This window comes from Xanthomonas sp. NCPPB 4037, from assembly GCF_041475695.2.
Classification (GTDB): domain Bacteria; phylum Pseudomonadota; class Gammaproteobacteria; order Xanthomonadales; family Xanthomonadaceae; genus Xanthomonas; species Xanthomonas campestris.
This window is the reverse complement of the sequence record NZ_CM191261.1, coordinates 3,121,615-3,139,060: the sequence shown is the minus strand read 5'-3', so window position 1 is coordinate 3,139,060 and position 17,446 is coordinate 3,121,615. Positions and strand designations below refer to the sequence as shown.

Genomic DNA, 17,446 nt, shown 5'->3' with positions numbered 1-17,446 from the left:
GCATGAAAATCACTTTCTTGAAATACATCATTCCGGCTAGCGTCCTGGTTGCCGCGGGTCTTCTGATCCAGGCCGGCATCTCAGCGCCCGGACAGCTGAACATTGCGCAAGCGCCACTGTTTACGCGCAATATCATTCCACCGCTCAACATGCTCGTCATGGGGCGGGACCATAAACTGTATTACGAAGCTTATAACGACGCTTCGGATCTGAATAATGACCGCGTCCTGGATGTGGGTTACAAGCCGGATCAGATTACGTATTATGGATATTATAATTCCAATGTTTGTTACAGGGCGACTGGCGCGCTCTTCCAGCCGGTTTCTGTGGCTAATAACAAGCAATGCTCTGGTGCATGGAGTGGTGACTTCCTCAATTATGTCACTACTTCGCGTATGGATGCATTGCGCAAGGTGCTGTTTGGTGGTTACAGAGACACCGATACGCCAACACAGACAATTCTAAAGGCTTCCTTCACACCGCAGGATGCGCACAGCTGGGGTAAAGAGTATGCGAGCGTTGCTAGGGATGGCTACGACATCTCGAATTATACGCCGCTCAGTCAACCGGCTTCTGGTCGTTACCACTTATTCGCTGTCACTACATTGTCTGACAACGGCACCCCGCAGATGCGCGTTCTCAATAATTCGACATACCGCATATGGAATTGGGTTTCGATTGAGCGGCCAGTCGCGGGTAATGAGTGCTTCACAACGAATAGTACTAAGGTGAATTGTCTAACCTCGACCGAAAGTTGGGAGCTGGTTCCTGCGTCGAGCTATCGCAATCTTAGAATGACTACATGGCGTTCTAGCTCTGTTGCGAATGATGCAAGCCAAATGAATTCTAACTTTTCTGGGTTTGGGCAATCTCAGCGATGCGGTGCCGGCTCAGTTGCTGAAATCAATAAGAGTGGTGGTGGCAATAATTCGTTTGCTACCCCATTTAATAGCTGCAGTCAGGATAATTATTCAACGGAGTTCGCCGGCAGCATTGTCATACCTTCTTCGGGAACCTACCAGTTTGCGGTCAACGGCGACGACGCAGTGGAGGTTCAGGTCGACGGGCAAGTCGTCGCAGGCTGGTATGGAGGTCACGGACAGAACAGTAATGTGGATTCACTTAATTCACATTCGGGTTCGATTGCATTGAATGCAGGAACGTATACCGTCAGGTATCGCCATCAGGAAGGCGCCGGGGAAGATAACTGGCAACTTTATTGGAGAAGGTCGCCACAAGGGGGAGCCGCTGCGCTCACCGACTATCCATTGCGCGTGCAGGTGTGTCCGGACGATGCCACCCTGCGCGACTCAACGTGCAAAATTTATGCAAACAATTCATCGTATAAGCCGACTGGTATTTTGCACGATTACGGTGAAACCGACCGGATGTACTTCGGATTGTTGACGGGTTCTTACGAGAAAAATACTGCCGGCGGCATCCTGCGCAGCAATATGGCGAGCTTCTCGCGCGAGGTGAATCCGAACACCGGACAATTCTGCCTCAACACGAATTGCGGCGCTAATGGGGATGTCAAAGGAATTGTGCATACCATCAGCACGTTCCGTATGCTGGATTTCTCTTACGGCGACTATACCTACGGTTGTGGGTGGATCGTTGATCGTCCGGTCAACGCCGGCGAGTGCTGGATGTGGGGTAATCCTGTGGCGGAGATGATGTACGAGACTCTCCGATACTTCGGGGGTGCAAGTGGCCCCCGCACGGAATACGATATCAGCACTGCCTCCCCGGACGTCGCCACGCTGCAACTTTCAAAGCCGACTTGGAGATCGCCATATAAAGCGACGGCGGATGGCGGTGGCGGTTACCCGATCTGTGCGCAGCCGACCATGACGGTCTTGAGCGACATCAATCCCTCCTACGACTTCAAAGTGCCTGGTTCGAAATGGTCCAGTATCAGCGCGTCTGGCGATCCCACCTCATTGCAAGGGCTGAATGTTTCCACTGAGGCGGATGCAATTTGGCAAGCTGAAGGTGGTGGTAGTCGTCAGATATTTATCGGCGAGTCAAATAAGGTGGCGGACAACGCGCCTACCCCCAAGGTCGCGACCAACATGTCCACGCTGCGTGGGCTTGCGCCCGAGGAACCCAGTAAGCAGGGTACTTATTATTCGGCGGCCGTTGCGCGGTATGGTGCGAATAACAAGATTGGTGGCGACAAGCGTGTCCGAACGTATTCGGTGGCGCTGGCATCGCCATTGCCTAAGTTTGATTTCCCTGTCGGCAACGGGCGCGTGACGCTGGTGCCTTTTGCTAAGTCCGTGGGCGGTGGCGTGATCTCCGCCACCAGTGCATTCCAGCCCACCGACCAGATTGTCGACTTTTACGTTCAGCGCGTTGCCAATACGTCTGGCGCATCGGGCAGAGACTACGACGCAAGCCTCAATGGAGGACGTCCTTATGCGGAGTTTCGGATCAATTACGAAGACGTAGAGCAGGGCGCCGATCATGATATGGACGCCATTGCGGTTTACACCTTGGCGGTAGATCAGACGAATCAGCTCCAGGTGACGCTTAAATCCGAATATGCCGCCGGTAGTTACATCCAGCATATGGGCTATGTCATTTCAGGTACGACTCAGGATGGCGTCTACCTTGAGATCTGCGATTTACGGGACGGCACCGCGAACGATGGCACACGTAATAGCTGTGCCAGTCAGACGGCATATCGTTTCAATACCCCGCCAGGGCGTCCTCCTGGCTACTGCAACACTGCCTCTATGCCTTCGGATTGCACAGGCTTGCCGCCGACCACGACTCGAGTCTTCTCGGTTGGAGCAACTGCCGGTGCGACGCTGTTGAAAGACCCACTTTGGTACGCCGCCAAGTATGGTAACGACCAAGGTGTAACCGTAGACGCGGACGGCAATCCAACCAACTATTTCTTGGTCAGCAATCCGCTCGATCTCAGGAACCAGCTCGGCAAAGCGTTTGATTCCATCCAGAATCAGGCAGGCAGTAGCGGCTCGATTGCCTTGGCGGGGGCGCGAGTTTCGGCAGGATCCTTTGGCGTGGTACCCACTTACTCGACCACGAGTGATGGTCAGGATTGGGTGGGCAATCTGAATGCTTACCAGGTCAATCAGAACGGCACGCTGGGTAGCATCCTGTGGTCTGCCAGCACCGCAATGCCGACAGATAGCAAGGGCGTTGCCGCGAAAAATATTTTCACAGCGCTCTCTAATGTGACCAGCGTCAATCGCGAATCTACGGTGCGTAAGTTCGAGGCGTCGCAACTCATTGCAACGCCTAGCGGAAATACAGCAACAGATGCATCGGAGATATTCAATCGGCTTGGCTATACTCCTGGGCAGGTAACCGCCAATTTCGGTGGCTCGGTGACACCAGCGCAGCTGGTCAGCTATCTGCGCGGCGAAAAATCGATGGAAGGCACAACGCTCAACACTGCGCCATTTCGTCGACGGAGCGGGCCATTAGGCGACATCATCAATTCCTCGCCGGTCATTGCAACGCGACGCGCCAACTACGGCTGGGCTGCCGCTACCGGGCTTTCCGACACAGCGCGAAGCACATACGCCACGTTTGTGAGCGCGCGTACCGGCTCGTCAGCACGTGAACATGTATTTGTCGGCGCGAACGACGGCATGCTGCACGCTTTCGACGATACGGGTGTCGAAAAGTTTAGCTATGTGCCTAATGGCGTGTTGAATCGAACGGCGTATCTAGCGGACCGCAACTATCAGCATCGGTATTACGTCGACGGCAAGCTTGCGCTTGGCGACGCGTTGATCGGCAACAGTTGGCGCTCGGTCCTGGTAGGCGGCACCGGTGCCGGTGGGCGGTCAATCTTTGCGCTTGACGTCACTACGCCGGGCACCTTTGCGGCTACCAACGTGCTTTGGGAGTTCAACAGCATCAGCGACAGCGACATGGGCTTCACCATGGGCAGGCCGCAGATTGTTCCTCTCCAGGGTGGGACGTGGGCTGCTATCTTCGGAAACGGCTACAACAGTGCCAATGGAAGGGCGGTGCTATTTGTGGTCGATCTCGCCACGGGCGCAGTGATCAAGAAGATTGAAGCGCGAGACGATCTTGATCCAGCTGAAACGACGATCCCCAACCTGGGCTATAACGGCCTGGGTAACCTCGCAGTCGTCGATACCAATGGCGACGGCCTGGTAGACACCGTCTACGGCGGCGACCTGCACGGAAACATGTGGAAGTTCAATCTTGGTGGTACTGATACAACTAAATGGGCAGTCGCTTATGCCGACGGCTTGAACAATCCACGTCCGCTGTTTGTCGCACGTGACAGTCTCGGCAATCGCCAACCCATTACAGGCGGCGTTGAGGTGGCAGTTGGTCCGGGTACTGGCTACATGGTCTATTTCGGAACGGGGCGCTACTTCGTCGTCGGTGATGATGGCAGCAACAACGTGGGCGCACTGTATGGCATTTGGGACAATGGCACGGCTGTGACCACGGCTGGGCGGACCAGTCTGGTTGCGCAGACAATATCGGCGAGTACGACGAGCAGTCGTGATATCACGCGTAATCCAGTGAACTATCTCACCAGTCGCGGGTGGTATATCGATTTGGTCGTAGACAAGCTAGATCCAAAGGGAGAGCGCTTCATCGGTACTCCATCGATCCAGGGTGGGCGCGTCTTCTTCCCCACGTACGTGCCCGGCGTCGGTGTCAACTGTAATCCCGGCGGCACTAACTGGCTGTATATCCTCGACGCGACGACGGGGGGCGCTGCGGTCGGTACCGTCACGCGTGCGGATGGATCTGCTGCTGGTGGGAGTGGGACAGGTGCGATTGCTGCAGGTGGCGACGCACCCAACCAGAGTGTTGGAATAACGCGGCCGGTGCCGGGCGGTCCAGCTTTCTGCACCCCGGGTGCACCAGGATGCCCGCTGCCGGTGACGCCGGGAGCTCCGGCTGATTCGCGCTGCAGTGAAGTGGTGCTTGATCCAAGTGATCCGACGAAGTCGATTTCAATGTTGCGTGCTTGCGGGCGCCAGTCCTGGCGACAACTGAGGTGATCCGAATGCTCAAGAACACGAAGTTGTTGCCCGCGCGGGTTCGGTCGGCTCAAGGGTTCACCTTGATCGAACTTATGATCGTGGTTGCCGTCATCGCAATCCTGGCAGCGGTGGCTTATCCGTCATACCAGGAGCAGGTGCGCAAGGCGCGACGTGGGCAGGCAAAGGCGGACCTGGTCGAATACGCTCAATTAGCGGAGCGCTTCAGGACCGTCAACAACACCTATGTCGGATTTGCGCTGCCAGCTGGTTGGTCTCCAAGAGAGGCAAGCGCGCTAACGGCCGCTCATTACACTGTGTCGTTCCCACGTGATTCGACTAGGTCTACTTTCGTAATCCAGGCTGTTCCGCGGGCCGGGCAGGTCAAAGACAAGTGTGGGACCATGACGATCGATCAGGCAGGCCGCAAGACCGGGGCTCAGTCTGATTGCTGGTGAGGGCGAGTGCACGCAGGGTATTGCAGGCTGCATAGAAGGTCGGTACAATTCGCCTCCCCGCCCGAATAGCTCAGCCGGTTAGAGCACTTGACTGTTAATCAGGGGGTCGTTGGTTCGAGTCCAACTTCGGGCGCCAAGATGTGCAAGAAGGCCGCGACTAGTCGCGGCCTTCTTGTTTATGTTTCCGTCGGCGTTGGGCAGCTACGCGCTGCTGCGTAGCGAACGGATCGGGCTCTGCCAGAGTTGTTGATCACGACATCGGCCACTCGCTCTGACTGGATGCAGAGGCTGATCGTGGCGTTGCTGCCGCCGCTGCGACCATCAGGCATGAAACGGATCAGCGGCCTTCCTGCTGTGCTCGTGACACTCAAGCTCTGCGTCGTCGCGTGTTGTTCAACTCTCAAGACGGACAGTGCGCTGCTTGGTTGGCCTGCGTTGGCGGGATCCGCAAAAAGGATCCACCCTGCGGACCAGTTGCTGTCTGTTCGGCACATGGTTCCATCTGCGGAGGGGCAGACGCTGACCGCAGTCCGGCGCATGATCGCCATACTTCTGGCCAATGCCAGATGTGCCGTGAGTAGGTGGACGCGGGTCTGCAACCGCTGCCGCTCGATCAGGCCGCTGAAGCTCGGCAGTGCAATTGCGGCAAGCAGGCCGAGCACTGCCATCACGATGAGTAGCTCGGTTGCCGTGTACCCTTTTGCGGGTGACTGAGGTCCTGTCTGCATCACGCCTCTCCGTTGGCTGGAGTAGCAGTCTCTGCGGTGATTGCGTGGTGCAGCAGGGGGCTTTGGCCTGGCGTGCTGTCAGGTTTCTACCTTCAAGGACCTCCGTTGTTTCGTACCGTCCTCCCCGAGAGTTGTTCCATGACCGACCGCTTTGAGCTCGTATCCCCGTATTCCCCAGCCGGCGACCAGCCTGCGGCCATCGACAAGTTGGTGGCCAACTTCGAGGCGGGGCTGGCCAAGCAGACGCTGCTGGGGGTGACGGGTTCGGGTAAGACCTACACCATCGCCAACGTCGTGCAGCAGGTTCAGAAGCCGACCTTGGTGATGGCGCCGAACAAGACGTTGGCGGCGCAGCTGTACGGCGAGTTCAAGTCGTTTTTCCCGAACAACGCGGTGGAGTACTTCGTCAGCTATTACGACTATTACCAGCCTGAAGCGTATGTGCCGTCGTCGGACACCTTCATCGAGAAGGACAGCTCGATCAACGAGCACATCGAGCAGATGCGTCTGTCGGCGACCAAGACGCTGCTGTCACGGCGCGACTCGCTGGTGGTCGCTACGGTGTCGGCGATCTACGGCCTCGGCGCGCCGGAAGACTATCTGTCGCTGCGCCTGATCCTCTCGATCGGCGAGCACATCGATCAGCGCCAGCTGATCCGCCATCTCACTGATCTGCAGTACACGCGCAATGAATTCGAACTCACGCGCGGCGCGTTCCGTGTGCGCGGCGAGGTGCTCGACGTGTTTCCCGCCGAGTCGGACACCGAGGCCTTGCGCATCGAACTGTTCGATGGCGACATCGAGCAACTGACGCTGTTCGATCCGCTGACTGGCGAGACGCTGCGCAAGCTGCAGCGCTACACCGTGTATCCGAAGACCCACTACGCCACCACGCGCGAGCGCACCTTGAGCGCTGTCGACACGATCAAGGAAGAGTTGAAGGAGCGCTTGGAGCAGTTGTATTCGCAGAACAAGCTGGTGGAAGCGCAGCGCCTGGCGCAGCGTACGCAGTTCGATCTGGAGATGATGGCCGAGGTGGGTTTCTGTAACGGCATCGAGAACTACTCGCGGCACTTGACCGGCAAGGCGCCTGGCGAGCCGCCGCCGACCTTGTTCGACTACTTGCCGCCGGATGCGCTGCTGGTGATCGACGAGTCGCACGTGACCATTCCGCAGATCGGCGCGATGTACAAGGGCGACCGCTCGCGCAAGGAAACGCTGGTGGAATTCGGCTTCCGCCTGCCGTCGGCGCTGGACAATCGCCCGTTGCGCTTTGAGGAATGGGAAGCGCGTTCGCCGCGTAGCATCTATGTGTCGGCAACACCGGGGCCGTACGAGCTGCGCGAATCTGCCGGCGAGATCACCGAGCTGGTGGTGCGGCCCACCGGCTTGATCGACCCGGTGGTCGAGATCCGCCCGGTAGGCACACAGGTCGACGATCTGATGTCCGAGGTGCACGAGCGCATCAAGCTGGGCGATCGCGTCTTGGTCACCACCTTGACCAAGCGCATGGCCGAAAACCTCACCGAATACCTCGGTGAGCACGGCATTCGCGTGCGCTATCTGCACTCGGACATCGACACCGTGGAGCGCGTAGAGATCATCCGCGACCTGCGCCTTGGCAAGTTCGATGTGCTGGTCGGCATCAATCTATTGCGCGAAGGCCTGGACATGCCGGAGGTATCCCTGGTTGCGATCCTGGACGCAGACAAGGAAGGCTTCCTGCGCTCCACCGGCTCGCTGATCCAGACCATCGGGCGCGCGGCGCGCAACCTGCGCGGCAAGGCAATCCTCTATGCCGACAAGATGACGCGTTCGATGCAGGCGGCCATCGACGAGACCGACCGCCGGCGCGAGAAGCAGGTTGAGTACAACCTCGAGCACGGAATCACCCCGAAGTCGGTGGCGCGGCCGATCTCCGACATCATGGAAGGTGCGCGCGAAGACGCAGCCGAGAAGAAGGCTGGCAAGGGACGCTCGAAGTCGCGCCAGGTGGCCGAGGAGCCCGCCGACTATCGCGCGATGGGGCCTGCCGAAATCGCCGGCAAGCTCAAGGCACTCGAGCAGAAGATGTACCAGCACGCCAAGGATCTGGAATTCGAGGCGGCGGCGCAGATCCGCGACCAGATCCAGAAGCTCAAGGCAGCCAGCCTCGCGTGAGATGCCTACGTCGCGATCGCGCAGGTAGGGCTTGTGGCGGCCAAATCCCTGCGCTAGAATGCGCGCCCTGCACAGCGCAATGCTGACGCAGGAAACGGGCGGTTAGCTCAGCGGTAGAGCACTACCTTGACATGGTAGGGGTCACAGGTTCGAACCCTGTACCGCCCACCACTCCAAGTCCAGACGGCACAGCGACTTGAGTGGTTCAACACCGGCAGCGATGGCTGCCACTGACCCCAAAGTGACCCGTGGGACTTGTAAAGCTCTGCTTCCTTGCGGGTGCTTTTATTCTGGCGACAAGCCGTCCTCTCGGGCCTCGGGCCCAGCCCACCGCGAAAGGCGGTATTTCATCCCAACTGGCAACGCCTCGCGTTGACTGGTCAAGAATGGGCTAGGGCCTGCCTCAGGCCGCAAAAAATGCGGGAAAAATCATACTTCGTGGTATTGCGGCCGTGATCGCTGGGCACCCGCTGTGTCATGGCGAGCCGGGCCGGGCATGGGCAGCGCTGAAATCGCTTTCTCAGACGCACGTCTTGCTTTAGCATCGCCTACCGCGCTGACGGAAAGGAAGACTGGCGATGGACGAGTACCAGCACACCGTGCTGACCAGAGGGGGCTATCGCGTCGTGGCCATCACGCGTGAAGAGGTCTATGCCGCTGACAGCGTCGTGGCTTACGCAGTGGTCACGGACGCGGGCACGCGCTTGACGCCCGACCTCTCGCTGGATCAGGCCAAAGTCTGGATCGACTCACTGGTCGAAAGCGAAGGCGGTGGGCGCAGGTCCGACGCTCTGGATCACAAGTCAACTATTCGTCGCTAAACGCTGACAGAAGCAAGCCAGGGAGAAGGGCGCGTGTCCAAGCTCAAAATCGCCGCAATCGCCACCGTGGTGACGATGCTCATCGGGTATTGCCTGTCGGGCTACCTGACGTTGCTGCTATTGCGGCTGGATACCAAGCTGTACGCGTGGGACACCTACTATCGCTACGTCAGCGCCATGGGTCTTCCGGAGGTTGCGCCGTACGTGACCAAGATCAAGTTGGCTGGGGCGTTCGGTTTCGGCCTGCCGGGGATCGTCTGGGCAATCGGCATGGTGCTGCTGGTCAAGCCCAAGCAGAAGGCGCTGCATGGCGACGCGCGCTTTGCGGGCGCTGCCGATCTTTCTAAGCATGGGCTGTTCAAGCCAAGCCCGAATGGCATCGTAGTCGGCAAGTTCAATGGCAAGTTGGTCCGGCTCAGTGGCCAGCAGTTCGTCATCCTCGCCGCGCCGACGCGCTCCGGTAAAGGCGTGGGCGTGGTCATTCCGAATCTGCTCGAGTACCAGGAATCGGTGGTGGTTCTGGACATCAAGCAGGAAAACTTCGATCTGACCAGCGGCTGGCGTGCCAGCCAGGGGCACGAGGTTTTTCTCTTCAATCCGTTTGCCGAAGATCGCCGCACGCACCGCTGGAACCCGCTCACCTACGTGTCGGCCGATCCGGCCTTCCGCGTCTCGGATCTGATGAGCATCGCCGCGATGCTGTACCCGGACGGTTCCGACGATCAGAAATTCTGGGTCAGCCAGGCGCGCAACGCGTTCATGGCGTTCTCTCTCTATCTGTTCGAAAACTGGGACGAGGAGCTGTCACTGGGCTTCCCGGGCGGGGCAGGGGCGCCTACGGTGGGCGGAATCTACCGTCTCTCGTCGGGCGACGGCACCGACCTCAAGAAATATCTGAAGTCGCTGTCCGAACGCAGGTTCCTCAGCAGCAACGCCAAGTCGGCGTTTGCCAACATGCTGTCACAGGCGGATGAGACTTTCGCCTCCATCATGGGTACCCTGAAAGAGCCGCTCAACGCCTGGATCAATCCCGTTCTGGACGCTGCTACCAGCGCCGACGATTTCCTGCTGACGGATCTGCGCAAGAAGAAGATGACCATCTACATCGGCATCCAGCCCAACAAGCTGGCCGAGAGCCGCCTGATCATCAATCTGCTTTTCAGCCAGATCATCAACCTCAACACCCGCGAACTGCCCAAGTCCAACCCTGAGCTCAAGTACCAGTGCCTGTTGCTGATGGACGAGTTCACCTCTATCGGCAAGGTGGACATCATCTCCACCGCCGTGGCCTACATGGCCGGCTACAACATCCGTCTGCTGCCCATCATCCAGAGCATGGCGCAGCTGGACGCCACCTACGGCAAGGACCTCTCGCGCACCATCATCACCAACCACGCCCTGCAGATCCTCTACGCCCCGCGCGAGCAGCAGGACGCGAATGACTACTCCGAGATGCTGGGGTACACCACCATCAAGAAGAAGAACGTCACCAGAGGCCGTGAGACGACCCATAGCGTTTCCGAGGAGCGCCGGGCGCTGATGTTGCCGCAGGAGCTCAAGGCCATGGGCAACGAGAAGGAAGTCTTCCTATACGAAGGAATCCCGCACCCGGTGAAGTGCGACAAGATCCGCTACTACGAAGACCGGTACTTCACGGCACGGCTGCTGCCAAAAACGGATGTGAAAACGCTTTCTGTCAGTGTGTGATGTTCATCACATATCGGCTGAGGCCATGTATGGGTAATTCTTGACTCATGTGTCCGTTAAGGGCAAAGTTACCCAGAATTCCTGCTTTGTTGGTTTTTGTTAAGGGGAGCGGCGCCGGATGGGGTCGTATAGGAGTAAGGCTATGGATGGTTCTTTGATGTGCTCATTTGCTTCTTCTGCGCGTATGCGCCGCACTGCGTCGCCTGCCTGGGCGGTTCATGTGCGCCTCGCGTTTCCAGCCGGTTTCTCAAAGCCCTTGTTGCTCTGCCACCTTTAGGTGCGCGGGGCCGCTGTGCTATCCATCATTAAGTCCGAAATTTCCTGAGTTGGAGAAGTCAGAGTGAATCCGATGTATGTGTCCAAGCTGTCATTGGTGTTAGCGGCTGCCATGTTGGCTGGCGCCTGCGCGACCAAGCCTGCTCCCGACTTTGGCGGGCGCTGGAAACACGTCAATCATTTTGACGAGGCCCCGACCGAAATCCCGCTCTACACCTCCTACACGTATCAGGCCACGCCGATGGACGGCACGCTGAAGACCATGCTTGAGCGTTGGGCCGCAGACTCCAACATGCAGTTGTCCTACAACTTACCGTCGGACTACACCCTGATTGCACCGGTTTCGAATATCAGCACCACCAGCGTGCACCAGGCCGCAACAGAGCTGAGCGCGGTGTATGCCGCGCAAGGAGTCTCGGTGTCAGTCTCTGCCAACAAGCTACTCGTACAGCCCGTAGCGGTATCAACCGGATCCAAGCTTTAAGGAAGCGTCGACTGATGCGATGCACCTGAGGCATCACATTTACAAGGATGTCCATGCTTCCCCCATGCCCGCAACCCATCGCGGCAACAGTTTCAGGCCTGACAAGGCCCCACGGTGACGGATCTAGACATGTTGCGTAAGAAGGTCAGTGAGAAAGATGGATCTGCCCAAGTCGGGGCGGCCGTCCAAAAGGCGGTTAATTACGAGGTGAGCATCGCTGATCTTGCGCGCCGCAGTGAAAAGCGCGCGTGGATTGTGGCGACCTTGTCGATGGTCGTGACCGTCATGACTGCGGGCGGCTATTACTACATGCTGCCGTTGAAGGAGAAAGTGCCCTATCTAGTCATGGCAGACGCCTATTCGGGTACAAGCACTATCGCCAAGCTTGAAGCGAATTTTGGTGGGAGAACGATTACTACGAGTGAGGCCTTGGCGCGTAGCAATATCGCACGCTTCATCATCGCCCGTGAATCGTTTGATTTGTCGATCATCGGTCAACGTGACTGGAATACCGTGTCGGCAATGGGAACGACAAATGTTGTGAATGAATATCGCGCACTGCATTCTTCAAACAATCCGCTACGGCCGTTGAATACGTACGGCAAGCTTCGCGCAGTCCGCGTCAATATCCTAAGTATCACGCTGATCGGCGGGAAGGGGCAGCCCTACAAAGGTGCGACCGTGCGCTTCCAGCGGACCGTATATGACAAGAATTCAACGCTCTCCACGCTGCTCGATAACAAGATCGCCACCATGGGCTTCGTCTATCAGGACAATCTGGAGATGAGTGATAGCTTGCGTGTCGAAAATCCCCTGGGATTCCGGGTGACAGATTATCGGGTCGATAACGACTACTCCTCGCTGCCAGCAGCGCCTGCCACTGGTGCTGTCATCAATGCGCAGCCTCAGGCAGCGGCACAGCAGCCTGGCACAGGCGTTGTCGATCCCAACGCGGCAAATGTCTCCGGTGCGATTCCGCAAGGGGGCGTTCCGCTCCAGCAAGGAGCATTGCCGCAGGGTGGCGTGCCGCAACAGCAGGCACAGCCAGCGTTTCCCGATCAGATGCAGCCGCCAGGTCAGCCTGCGATTCAACCCCAAGGGACGCCGAATAATGTCAATGGAGCAAGCGGTCGATGAAACTCTTTAATCGGTACAGGGCTGCGTTATTTTCAGCGCTGCCACTTGCACTATGTGCTTTTTCAGTAGCGGCGCAGGTGGTTCAGGAATACGAATATGCGCCTGATCGTATCTATCAGGTACGTACGGGTCTGGGGATTACCACGCAGGTCGAGCTCAGCCCGAACGAGAAAATTCTGGACTACAGCACCGGGTTCACTGGTGGCTGGGAACTCACTCGGCGTGAGAATGTTTTTTATTTGAAGCCAAAAAACGTCGATGTCGACACGAATATGATGATTCGTACGGCGACGCATTCCTACATTCTTGAGCTCAAAGTGGTCGCAACAGATTGGCAGCGCCTGGAGCAGGCAAAGCAGGCGGGTGTTCAATACAAGGTGGTATTTACCTACCCGAAAGATACTAGCTTCAACAACGTCGAAGATGCAGATACATCAAAGAAAGGTCCGCTGTTGAATGCAAAGATCCTGAAGGATCGCCGTTACTACTATAATTATGATTACTCCACGCGCACCAAGAAATCCTGGCTGATTCCAAGCCGGGTATACGATGATGGCAAGTTCACTTACATCAATATGGATTTGACGCGGTTTCCGACTGGGAATTTCCCGGCGGTATTCGCTCGAGAGAAAGAGCACGCCGAGGATTTTCTCGTCAATACGACGGTGGAAGGCAATACCCTGATTGTGCATGGGACCTATCCTTTCCTGGTGGTTCGCCACGGCGATAACGTCCTCGGTCTGCGAAGGAACAAGCAAAAGTGAACTCGAATATTCCAAACAGTCCAGATGATCGTTCCTCGAACAACCGCGGGGAGGAGTCGCGAAACGGCGACTACGATGAGCACAACAATCCGTACTTCGCGCGTCAACAGGCAGGTGCCGCGCCTGATCTGGATGCGAATGAGCCGGTGCTGCGCTCCAGCGATATCAAGCGCCTGAATCGTAAGGCGCTCGTGTTTCTGGCTGCCATCGCCGCTCTGCTGATTCTCGTCATCTTCTGGTTGGCGACGCAAAGTGGAGACGATTCAGCGCCGCCGAAGCCGCGAGCTGAGACTGTTGTGGCGCCTGCGCTGCCGCAAAATATGACTGCGCCCGTCGAAGAGGCGCCCGTGCCTCTCGCGCAGCAGCCAAGCCTGCCGCCACTACCGCCGATGCCGACTGTTGATAGCGAAGAGTCCGGTTCTGCGCCGGAACGTCCGCGCGGTCCTACATTGTTGGAGCGCCGAATCCTTGCCGAATCCGCCGCGAACGGCGCAGGCATGCCAGGTCAAGCTGGTCCGCCAGCTGCGCCTGGAGAGGAAGACACTGCTGTCACACTGGCGAAGCCGATCAGCAACCCGGACGGATTGTTGGTGCGTGGTACGTACATACGCTGCATTCTCGAGACCCGGATCATTTCCGATTTCGGCGGCTACACATCGTGCATCGTGACCGAGCCGGTGTACTCCATCAACGGGCATAACCTGCTGCTGCCGAAGGGTTCCAAGATGCTTGGTCAGTACGGCGCCGGGGAGCCGACGACACGGCGTCTGCAGGTGGTCTGGGATCGTGTCACCACGCCGACCGGTCTGGATGTCACGCTCGTGGGGCCTGGGATTGACACGTTAGGCAGCGCTGGTCATCCAGGCAACTACAACGCACATTGGGGCAACAAGATTGCATCTGCGCTGTTCATCAGCCTGCTGAGCGATGCCTTCAAGTATGCGGCTGCCGAATATGGTCCAGAGACGACTACAATTGGTGTCGGCAGCGGGATCGTCACTCAGCAGCCCTTCGAAAGTAATACTGCCCGCAGCATGCAACAGCTTGCCGAGCAGGCTGTCGAAAAGTCCGGGCGCCGTCCAGCAACCTTGACGATCAATCAAGGCACCGTATTGAACGTATATGTTGCCAAGGACGTCGATTTCTCGGCGGTCCTGCCGAAGTGAATGACATTGCTGCCATGACGATCGATGATTCCCCGACAGCGCGCATCTCGAATGACTTCCTGGATTACCAGTACTCAGTGCTGGGAATCCTGGATTACCTGAACTCGCCTGACGTGACCGAAATCTGCATCAATCGTCCGGGTGAGCTCTATCTTGAGACCATTCATGGGTGGCAGCGGGTTGATGTGCCGTCGCTCACTTACGACCGTGCTCGGCAGTTTTGTACTGCAGTCGTTAACGAGAGCAATACCGGGCAACGTATCACCGACGCCGACCCGGTGGTATCACTGACTTTTCCGACGGGACAGCGCGCACAGTTCGTGATGCCGCCGGCATGCGACGCCGGCAAGGTATCCATCACGATCCGGTTGCCTTCCAAGCATACGAAGTCGCTGGAGCAGTATAAACATGACGGTTTCTTTGACGAGGTCCTGGAACAGTCGGCCGATGTCAGCGACCATGACCAGGAGTTGCTGGAATTGCGCCGTAAACGTGACTATGCCGAGTTCTTCAAAAAGTGCGTGCTGTACAAGAAGAATGTAGTCGTGGCTGGGGCAACAGGCAGCGGCAAGACCACCTTCATGAAGGCACTTGTCAATCACATCCCCAACGAAGAACGTCTTGTCACCATCGAGGACGCGCGTGAGCTGTTCATCAGTCAGCCCAATTCCGTGCACCTGTTGTATTCGAAGGGCGGACAGAGCGCCAGCAATGTGACTGCCAAGAGTTGCATGGAGGCATGCCTGCGCATGAAACCGGATCGCATCATCCTGGCCGAGTTGCGTGGTGATGAGTCGTTCTACTTCATCCGTAACTGCGCATCGGGACATCCGGGTTCCATCACCAGTTGCCACGCCGGTAGTGTCGAGCAGACCTGGGACCAGTTGGCCTTGATGGTGAAGGCATCCAACGAAGGCTCCGGTCTGGAGTTCGAAGTGATCAAGCGTTTGCTGCGAATGACGATCGACATCGTGGTTCACATCAAGGCGCACGCTGGGCGCCGGTTCATCACGGGCATCGACTTCGATCCTCTGAGAACCTTGCGCGGCGGTTGAGGGGTAAATTCTTTCGTTGGGGCTGGTTTGGTTTTGCAAGGAGTAATGACATGTTGCCTGGCATGGAACTGATGGGGTGCACTGGACTTGCTGTTCCTGGCGAGGTAATGCAGCACGTTGTCCGTGTCGAGTCGTCGCGCAATCCGTATGCCATCGGTGTGGTTGGCGGGCGCTTGGTACGTGAGCCACGGGGTTTGGCTGAGGCAGTCGCCACCGCCAAGATGCTGGAACAGAAGGGTTATAACTTCTCCTTGGGGTTGGGCCAAGTCAATCGCTACAACCTGCAGAAGTACGGGCTGACCAGTTACGAGATGGCATTCGACACATGCCCCAATCTGGTCGCTGCTTCGAGGATTCTGGCTGAGTGCCATTCGCGCTCCGGCGCAAATTGGGGCAAGTCGTTCAGCTGTTACTACTCCGGTAACTTCGAGACCGGCTTCAAGCACGGTTATGTCCAGAAGATCTATGCATCCATTCGTCAGTCGGTAGCATCATCCTCTGGAGCCGAGCCCATTGCGGTCGTGCCGACGCGACAGGTGCAGTTGCGGCCTGCCAATCCGCTCAGGCAGGCAGCCGCCGAATTGGCAGATGCGATCGTGGCGCGTCGTATTCAGGACCTATCTGGGGCGGGCAACACGGTGGCTTCACCGTCAGTGCCTATGCTGTCGTCACCTTCACCACCTTACTCTCTGCCGAGTCGGGCCACCCCCGTGGCACCTACAGCGGAGAACGAGTTGTATGTGATAAAGCCGACAGGCCAGGGGCGTGGGGTGGCGCTGCCCGCCGTGGCACCCCAGACCTCGACGCAGACTGATCAACCCGCAAATCCCGTTTCAATGCCGCGTGCACCACAGGCGGCTCCGCAAGTAGATAGCGCATTTGTTTTTTAGGATGGAAGATCGCCAAGGATACGGCTGCTAGACCCCCTCTGTTCCCAAGGAGTTAGACATGAAGTTTGAAATCGACAAGAAGACAATGGCAGATGCCAAGATGGTTGGCACCCAGGCAGTGAAGGCGCTGGTATTCATCTCGCTGCTGATGGTTGCCGGTGGTGCAGCAGCAGAAAGCAACGGCCTTGGTGGCACGGACACTCAGGTTTGCGGCTTCCTGAATAATGTGAAGAAGCTTCTGAACATGGGTTCGATTGCAGTGGTCACCATTGCGGTTATCGTGGCCGGGTATCAAATTGCCTTTGCACACAAGCGTATCTCTGAGGTTTCCCCAATCCTTATCGGTGGTGTTCTGATTGGCGCAGCTGGCCAGATCGCCAACATGATTCTTCAAAACAAGGATGGTGCTGCTGCTAACGACTGCTCGGGAGTCGGTGCTGCGTTGGTGCAGATCGCTCAGTACTATGCATAAAGACGTCCTCTTCCGCGGCTGCACCCGTCCGGCGATGTTTCTGGGGGTGCCGTATATCCCTTTCTTCATCGGTGCGGGCGGTGGCTTGCTGTTGGGGATGTACATCAATCTTTGGTACCTGTTCACCATCCCCGTCATCATCTTTGGCATGCAGCAAATGGCAAAGAGGGACGAAATGATTTTCAGGTTGCTTGGATTGCGCTGGCTTTTCCGAATGCGCGCTCGAAACCTTCAGCGTTACTCCGGGATGTGGGTATTCACTCCCAACGAGTACCGCAAGGGCCCGCCGGGCAAGCCGCGATGAGCACGTGAAAAGGTC

General features: G+C 57.5%; 14 protein-coding genes and 2 tRNA genes. 15 read left to right on the top strand and 1 reads right to left on the bottom strand.

Going from position 1 to position 17,446, the window contains the following annotated elements:
* The first annotated feature begins 2 nt into the window (after positions 1 to 2).
* From ACCQ01_RS14040 to ACCQ01_RS14030, 3 genes are all read left to right on the top strand, one after another.
* A complete protein-coding gene (locus ACCQ01_RS14040; protein WP_228431812.1) occupies positions 3 to 5,030 on the top strand; it encodes a PilC/PilY family type IV pilus protein in 5,028 nt (1,675 codons plus the stop codon).
* Positions 5,031 to 5,035: 5 nt separating this feature from the next.
* The gene (locus ACCQ01_RS14035) at positions 5,036 to 5,467 is read left to right on the top strand and encodes a type IV pilin protein (RefSeq protein ID WP_228431813.1); all 432 of its coding nucleotides are present in this window, start codon (positions 5,036 to 5,038) and stop codon (positions 5,465 to 5,467) included.
* A 59-nt stretch (positions 5,468 to 5,526) separates the two neighbouring features.
* Positions 5,527 to 5,603 (top strand) — tRNA-Asn (locus ACCQ01_RS14030).
* A gap of 40 nt (positions 5,604 to 5,643) precedes the next feature.
* Here ACCQ01_RS14030 and ACCQ01_RS14025 read toward each other — a convergent pair.
* Positions 5,644 to 6,195, bottom strand: a complete 552-nt coding sequence (locus ACCQ01_RS14025) for a GspH/FimT family pseudopilin (protein ID WP_228431814.1) — start codon at positions 6,193 to 6,195, stop codon at positions 5,644 to 5,646.
* 138 nt (positions 6,196 to 6,333) lie between these two features.
* Between ACCQ01_RS14025 and uvrB the strand changes: the two genes are divergently transcribed.
* The 12 genes from uvrB (at position 6,334) to ACCQ01_RS13965 (ending at position 17,431) form a co-directional block, all read left to right on the top strand.
* The gene (gene uvrB / locus ACCQ01_RS14020) at positions 6,334 to 8,355 is read left to right on the top strand and encodes an excinuclease ABC subunit UvrB (protein WP_012437987.1); all 2,022 of its coding nucleotides are present in this window, start codon (positions 6,334 to 6,336) and stop codon (positions 8,353 to 8,355) included.
* Between the two features lie 96 nt (positions 8,356 to 8,451).
* A tRNA-Val gene (locus ACCQ01_RS14015) sits at positions 8,452 to 8,526 on the top strand.
* 407 nt (positions 8,527 to 8,933) lie between these two features.
* A complete protein-coding gene (locus ACCQ01_RS14010) occupies positions 8,934 to 9,176 on the top strand; it encodes a hypothetical protein (RefSeq protein WP_115005818.1) in 243 nt (80 codons plus the stop codon).
* A gap of 33 nt (positions 9,177 to 9,209) precedes the next feature.
* Positions 9,210 to 10,883, top strand: a complete 1,674-nt coding sequence (locus ACCQ01_RS14005; protein ID WP_228431815.1) for a type IV secretory system conjugative DNA transfer family protein — start codon at positions 9,210 to 9,212, stop codon at positions 10,881 to 10,883.
* A 349-nt stretch (positions 10,884 to 11,232) separates the two neighbouring features.
* Positions 11,233 to 11,643 (top strand): TcpQ domain-containing protein, encoded by a 411-nt coding sequence (locus ACCQ01_RS14000; RefSeq protein ID WP_228431828.1) that lies wholly within the window; start codon positions 11,233 to 11,235, stop codon positions 11,641 to 11,643.
* Between the two features lie 129 nt (positions 11,644 to 11,772).
* The gene (locus ACCQ01_RS13995; RefSeq protein ID WP_076038781.1) at positions 11,773 to 12,780 is read left to right on the top strand and encodes a VirB8/TrbF family protein; all 1,008 of its coding nucleotides are present in this window, start codon (positions 11,773 to 11,775) and stop codon (positions 12,778 to 12,780) included.
* A complete protein-coding gene (locus ACCQ01_RS13990; protein ID WP_228431816.1) occupies positions 12,777 to 13,544 on the top strand; it encodes a TrbG/VirB9 family P-type conjugative transfer protein in 768 nt (255 codons plus the stop codon). The genes ACCQ01_RS13995 and ACCQ01_RS13990 overlap by 4 nt, the downstream gene beginning before the upstream one ends.
* Complete coding sequence (locus ACCQ01_RS13985) at positions 13,541 to 14,710, top strand: TrbI/VirB10 family protein (RefSeq protein ID WP_323370311.1); 1,170 nt, start codon at positions 13,541 to 13,543, stop codon at positions 14,708 to 14,710. Before ACCQ01_RS13990 ends, ACCQ01_RS13985 begins: the two co-directional genes overlap by 4 nt.
* Before the next feature lie 5 nt (positions 14,711 to 14,715).
* Entirely contained in the window at positions 14,716 to 15,765 is a 1,050-nt protein-coding gene (virB11, locus tag ACCQ01_RS13980) for a P-type DNA transfer ATPase VirB11 (RefSeq protein ID WP_005996067.1), read from the top strand.
* Positions 15,766 to 15,827: 62 nt separating this feature from the next.
* Complete coding sequence (locus ACCQ01_RS13975) at positions 15,828 to 16,655, top strand: lytic transglycosylase domain-containing protein (RefSeq protein WP_228431830.1); 828 nt, start codon at positions 15,828 to 15,830, stop codon at positions 16,653 to 16,655.
* Between the two features lie 58 nt (positions 16,656 to 16,713).
* Positions 16,714 to 17,127 carry a TrbC/VirB2 family protein gene (locus ACCQ01_RS13970; protein ID WP_040941090.1) on the top strand — a complete coding sequence of 138 codons (414 nt, stop codon included), beginning with the start codon at positions 16,714 to 16,716 and terminating at the stop codon, positions 17,125 to 17,127.
* The gene (locus ACCQ01_RS13965) at positions 17,120 to 17,431 is read left to right on the top strand and encodes a VirB3 family type IV secretion system protein (protein WP_075285572.1); all 312 of its coding nucleotides are present in this window, start codon (positions 17,120 to 17,122) and stop codon (positions 17,429 to 17,431) included. The genes ACCQ01_RS13970 and ACCQ01_RS13965 overlap by 8 nt, the downstream gene beginning before the upstream one ends.
* Positions 17,432 to 17,446: the final 15 nt, after the last annotated feature.

What these genes read in the sequence shown, in the direction of transcription:
- uvrB (WP_012437987.1), top strand. Translation starts at nt 6,334, where the DNA reads ATGACCGACCGCTTTGAGCTCGTATCCCCGTATTCCCCAGCCGGCGAC.
- ACCQ01_RS14035 (WP_228431813.1), top strand. Translation starts at nt 5,036, where the DNA reads ATGCTCAAGAACACGAAGTTGTTGCCCGCGCGGGTTCGGTCGGCTCAA.
- ACCQ01_RS14025 (WP_228431814.1), bottom strand. Translation starts at nt 6,195, where the DNA reads ATGCAGACAGGACCTCAGTCACCCGCAAAAGGGTACACGGCAACCGAG.
- ACCQ01_RS13990 (WP_228431816.1), top strand. Translation starts at nt 12,777, where the DNA reads ATGAAACTCTTTAATCGGTACAGGGCTGCGTTATTTTCAGCGCTGCCA.
- ACCQ01_RS14040 (WP_228431812.1), top strand. Translation starts at nt 3, where the DNA reads ATGAAAATCACTTTCTTGAAATACATCATTCCGGCTAGCGTCCTGGTT.
- ACCQ01_RS14010 (WP_115005818.1), top strand. Translation starts at nt 8,934, where the DNA reads ATGGACGAGTACCAGCACACCGTGCTGACCAGAGGGGGCTATCGCGTC.
- ACCQ01_RS14000 (WP_228431828.1), top strand. Translation starts at nt 11,233, where the DNA reads ATGTATGTGTCCAAGCTGTCATTGGTGTTAGCGGCTGCCATGTTGGCT.
- ACCQ01_RS13995 (WP_076038781.1), top strand. Translation starts at nt 11,773, where the DNA reads ATGTTGCGTAAGAAGGTCAGTGAGAAAGATGGATCTGCCCAAGTCGGG.
- ACCQ01_RS13965 (WP_075285572.1), top strand. Translation starts at nt 17,120, where the DNA reads ATGCATAAAGACGTCCTCTTCCGCGGCTGCACCCGTCCGGCGATGTTT.
- ACCQ01_RS13975 (WP_228431830.1), top strand. Translation starts at nt 15,828, where the DNA reads ATGGAACTGATGGGGTGCACTGGACTTGCTGTTCCTGGCGAGGTAATG.
- ACCQ01_RS13970 (WP_040941090.1), top strand. Translation starts at nt 16,714, where the DNA reads ATGAAGTTTGAAATCGACAAGAAGACAATGGCAGATGCCAAGATGGTT.